General features: G+C 59.0%; 6 protein-coding genes. 4 read left to right on the top strand and 2 right to left on the bottom strand.

Translation table 11 applies throughout. The annotated features are described in order from the left end of the window. Window positions 1-767, top strand: a 767-nt coding sequence (locus OQK_RS23175) for a 3-deoxy-7-phosphoheptulonate synthase (protein ID WP_038861623.1), incomplete at its 5' end; no start/stop codon positions are given. A gap of 17 nt (window positions 768-784) precedes the next feature. Here the strand turns inward: OQK_RS23175 and OQK_RS31645 are convergent. Both OQK_RS31645 and OQK_RS31640 read right to left on the bottom strand, forming a co-directional pair. Further along, window positions 785-1,150 carry a hypothetical protein gene (locus OQK_RS31645; RefSeq protein ID WP_238537250.1) on the bottom strand — a complete coding sequence of 122 codons (366 nt, stop codon included), beginning with the start codon at window positions 1,148-1,150 and terminating at the stop codon, window positions 785-787. A gap of 8 nt (window positions 1,151-1,158) precedes the next feature. Beyond that, a complete protein-coding gene (locus tag OQK_RS31640; protein ID WP_238537249.1) occupies window positions 1,159-1,851 on the bottom strand; it encodes a hypothetical protein in 693 nt (230 codons plus the stop codon). A gap of 379 nt (window positions 1,852-2,230) precedes the next feature. Between OQK_RS31640 and OQK_RS23165 the strand changes: the two genes are divergently transcribed. From OQK_RS23165 to OQK_RS23155, 3 genes are all read left to right on the top strand, one after another. After that, window positions 2,231-3,100, top strand: coding sequence for an esterase/lipase family protein (locus OQK_RS23165; protein WP_038862101.1), 870 nt, complete (start codon window positions 2,231-2,233; stop codon window positions 3,098-3,100). Window positions 3,101-3,195: 95 nt separating this feature from the next. Further along, the gene (locus OQK_RS23160) at window positions 3,196-3,477 is read left to right on the top strand and encodes a peptidylprolyl isomerase (protein ID WP_016774509.1); all 282 of its coding nucleotides are present in this window, start codon (window positions 3,196-3,198) and stop codon (window positions 3,475-3,477) included. A 131-nt stretch (window positions 3,478-3,608) separates the two neighbouring features. Continuing rightward, a partial coding sequence (locus tag OQK_RS23155; protein WP_038861621.1) for an ABC transporter substrate-binding protein occupies window positions 3,609-4,547 on the top strand: 939 nt, incomplete at its 3' end.

Raw genomic sequence — 4,547 nt, 5'->3', positions numbered from 1 at the left:
TCGAAAAGCCGCGAACGACGATCGGCTGGAAAGGTCTGGCCTACGATCCGCATCTGGACGGCACTGACGACATGGCAGCCGGTCTGACGCTGTCGCGCGAACTGATGCTGGAAATGATCCGGCTCGGACTACCGGTCGCTACCGAACTCCTGCAACCCATGGCCGCCAACTACTTTGATGACCTGCTGAGCTGGGTGGCCATTGGTGCCCGCACCACCGAATCGCAAATCCACCGCGAAATGGCCAGTGGCTTGAACATGCCGGTGGGCTTCAAGAACGGCACCGACGGCGGCGCCGCCGTTGCTGTCGACGCCATGCGCTCGGCAGCCCATCCGCATCGGCACTTCGGCGTCGACAGCCAAGGGCATCCGGCGATCGTGCAGACAGCCGGCAACGCTGACACCCACATCGTGCTGCGCGGTGGCCATCAAGGGCCGAACTACGATGCAACCAGCGTGGCCAACATCAGCGCCGAGCTCAGCAGACTGAAGATCCCCAGCCGGATCATGGTCGATTGCAGCCATGCCAACAGCGGCAAGGATCCACTACGCCAGCCAGCAGTCTTCAATGACGTCCTTGAACAACGCCTGCGGGGAAACCACTCGCTGATCGGCATGATGCTGGAATCTCACCTGTTCGAAGGCTGCCAGCCGCTGAGCAGCTCTCTAAGCTACGGCGTATCGATCACCGACGGCTGCCTCGGCTTCGATGCAACTGAGCGATTGCTGACCGATGCCGCACGACGCGTCGCGCAAGCCGAACGTTGATCGAACCGCCCTCCCGCTCATTCAAAGCGCGGAGGGCCGGCATTCACTGGCAAAGCCTCCACGCTGATTTGCGTAACGGGGGATTGCTGACTGACATCGTCCAGACGCTCCACGGTGTAGGCGATCTGCACCGTTGTGCCGTGATGTTCACGCCAGAACCGGTGAGGGACGATGAAACACACCGCTTGACCAGCCGTCTCCCGCGTAATTTCAAGATCATCCCGGTGACTGAAGAACTCACCGTCACACTTGAGATAGACCAACTCATCCTCTTGCACCTGCGCCCCTTCGATGAGAACGGAAACGCCGTCGACCGAATCCTTCAGTGACAACACGTTTTCAACTGCCTCGACGACATCCGGCGCAGGCAATTGCGCACGCACTGCAGGCCCTAGGAAAACCGTGGCAGGCTCGGACGCTCGAACCGTTCCACAGCGCTGTTCGATACGGTAGGCGACGACCACTTCACCACCTCGGTGAGCTTCGATGTAGCTCCCGGCACCCAGAACGACAGGCATTGCGCGACGGAGTAGGCCTCCACGTTCAATGAGTCGGTAAAGATCTCGGGCGAGGTATCGCCGTGCCAGGACAACATCACCCGATCACCCGCCGACATCCTCGCGTAAGGCTGCAGAGTCACCAGGGTGCCCTCTGCCACTCGCGATGGCTCCAGCGCTCCGTTTACCGAGCCTTCGATCTGTGGCGCCAAAAATTGCGTGCGCATATCGCCCACAGACAGTTGCAGGCGTGCAGATTCCACTGCCTTGGGCGCGGACGCACTTTGCAGTGTCCAGTAAACCTCCAGCGAGCCTCCATCCAGCGCAGCCACATGCATGGCCTTGATGACGAAGATTACGTCCCTGCCGACCTGAGCCTGGCTGATGAATCGAACACTCTCGTATTGATAGGTGAAGCCTTCGATATCCAGCCCCTCCCAATACAGCGTCAACTGATCGCCGCAGCTCATGTTGGCATAAGGAGAAATGCGAACGATGGCTTTGACCAGTGAAGGATCCAACACGCTCCCGCTGAGCCCGTCAATCATCGGCGCGACAAGAGTTTCGATGGACACTTCGGCAACCATCGGCTGACGCATCCGCCAGCAAAACTCGACTTCATGGCTATTCATTTTCGTTTCCACTCCCTGGAAAACGTGCCGCCCCGAATGGCGACACTGACATCTACATTGAGGACTTCTTTGAATGTTCTTGATGTCAGCCGAATACACCGCGACGACGGCGCAAGCGCTACTCGCAAGGTAGGCAACCGGGGAGTTCGCGCTGTTATGCCGACAAACGACCCACTGAACTTCCGATTCGGATTTCACAGCTCTCCGAAATTTCGTACGCCTCGTAGTCCATTTTCAAACACAACGCGAAGCCTCTTCGTACTTCCTCAGCGACAGGGGTGTTTTAGAGTGGCTCGGTGATTTCCCGATGAACTTCTACGAAAAAGGTAAGAACATGCAACGGAATGCTACAACTCGTTATCCCATCCTGTTGGTCCACGGTCTGTTCGGGTTCGAGCGTATCGGTCATTTCGAGCTGTTCCATGACGTCAAATCCGCGCTGAAAGCGGCTGGCTGTCGATTGTTTGTTCCACACCTTTCGGCCACCCATGACAATGAAATGCGGGGTGAGCAATTGCTGTCACAGATGGCCTGCGTGCTGCGAGGCACAGGCGCGAAGAAAGTCAACCTTATAGGACACAGTCAAGGTGCACTCGCTGCACGTTATGCGGCAGCGCTTGCACCAAACGTCGTCGCTTCAGTCACCTCCGTCAGTGGTCCGAACCATGGTTCGGAGCTCGCCGACTTCCTGCGCAAGGCACTGGTCCCGGGCAAGCTGCCGGAGGTCGTTGCACAAAACGTGGCGACGCAATTTGCCGATTTGTTGTCGCTGCTCAGTGGCAGCGTGGCACTGCCACAGAATGCAGTGGCCGCACTCAACGCACTGACCACCGTCGGCGTCGGTCAATTCAATGACAAATTCCCACAAGGCCTGCCACACACCTGGGGCGGTCACGGCCCGGAGCAAGTCAACGGTGTGCGTTACTACTCGTGGAGCGGGATTGTTGCGCAATCCAGGCTGCCGGCGCTGGATCCGGTTCAAGCAACCTGCCGCGTCCTGTCGCAGTATTTCACCACCGAACCCCAGCAGAATGACGGCTTCGTCGGACGCTTCAGTAGCCATCTCGGCCAAGTGATCCGCTCTGATTATCCAATGGATCACCTGGCTAGTTTGCGGCGCAGCCCGGGCGTAACCGCGTCTTCGGCGGACCCTATCGAGCTGTACGTCGAGCATGCCCAGCGCCTGCGTGCGGCGGATCTTTGAGTAGAGTCAGGGAATCAGAATGGAACTTTGCCGAGAATTCACCGACTGATTCCGGTACGCTCCACCTTTTATTGAAACAGTTCGGAGAATTCCCCATGGCCAAAGCCACTGCCCGCCACATCCTGGTTTCCAGCGAAGACAAGTGCAACGAACTCAAGGCTCAGATCGAAGCCGGCGCCGATTTTGCTGAAGTCGCCAAAGCCAACTCCAGCTGCCCATCCAGCCGTCAGGGCGGTGACCTGGGTTCGTTCGGTCCTGGCCAGATGGTCAAGGAATTCGACACCGTGGTGTTCAGCGCACCAATCAACGTCGTGCAAGGCCCGGTGAAGACCCAGTTCGGTTACCACCTGCTGGAAGTCACCAGCCGTCAGGACTGATTCGTCGTCCTGCTGCTGACAACGGCCCACCCTTTGGTGGGCCGTTGTGTTTCGGTTAAATATACGGCTGGCGAGTGGCGCGCCGCTCGCGTACAACTTGCGCTTATCGATTTTGCGTTCCAAGGCTGACGATGCGACTGGTTTTTCCCACACTGATGCTCACCGCCCTCGCCCTGCTCACGGGTGCCGCCGGTGCGACCGCTGCCCCGCAACACGCACTGACCGTTTACGGCGAACCGGCCAAATACCCCGCCGGTTTCAGCCATTTCGACTACACCAATCCGCAAGCGCCGAAGGGTGGGACGATGCGGCGCTCGGCCATCGAAATCGGCCACTTCGATCATCTGCTGCCCTATATAGACAAAGGCATCGGCGTCACGCAGATCGACGGCCTGCTGTATTCGCCACTGGCCCAGCGCTCGCTTGACGAGCCCTACACCGTCTACGGTCTGGTCGCGCAGAAGATGGAGCGCTCGGAGGACGGTCTTTCGCTACGTTTCTTCATCAACCCGAACGCGCGCTTTGCCGATGGCAAACCGATCACAGCCGAAGACGTTCGCTACACCTACAACCTGCTGATGACCCAAGGCAGCCTGCGTTATCGTACCCAGTTTGCCGACGTCAAAGGCGTCGAAATCGAGGCACCGCTGACCGTGCGCTTCGACTTCAAAAGTAACGAAAACCGCACCCTGCCCCTGGATATCGCGACCCTGCCGGTGTTCCCCGAACACTGGTGGAAGAGTCGCGATTTCGCCGGCGGCGGTGGTTATGAGCCGCCGCTGGGCAGCGGGCCGTACCGTGTTGGCAAGGTCGACTCCGGGCGCAGCATCACTTTCGAACGCAATGGCGACTGGTGGGGCAAGGACCTGCCGGTCAGTCGCGGCCTGTACAACTTCGACCATTTCAGTATCGAGTATTTCGGCGACACCGATGTCGCCCGTCAGGTGCTGCGTGGCGGTGCCTATGACTACAACCGCGAGTTTTCCGCGACCGGCTATTCGATCGGCTACGACAGTCCCGCCCTCAGCGATGGCCGTTTACAGAAGGCCCACCTCGCCACTGAAGCGCCG

This window comes from Pseudomonas sp. R62, from assembly GCF_000257605.1.
Lineage (GTDB): Bacteria > Pseudomonadota > Gammaproteobacteria > Pseudomonadales > Pseudomonadaceae > Aquipseudomonas > Aquipseudomonas atacamensis.
The sequence above is the reverse complement of the archived record's forward strand: the minus strand, read 5'-3'. Positions and strand labels throughout refer to the sequence as shown.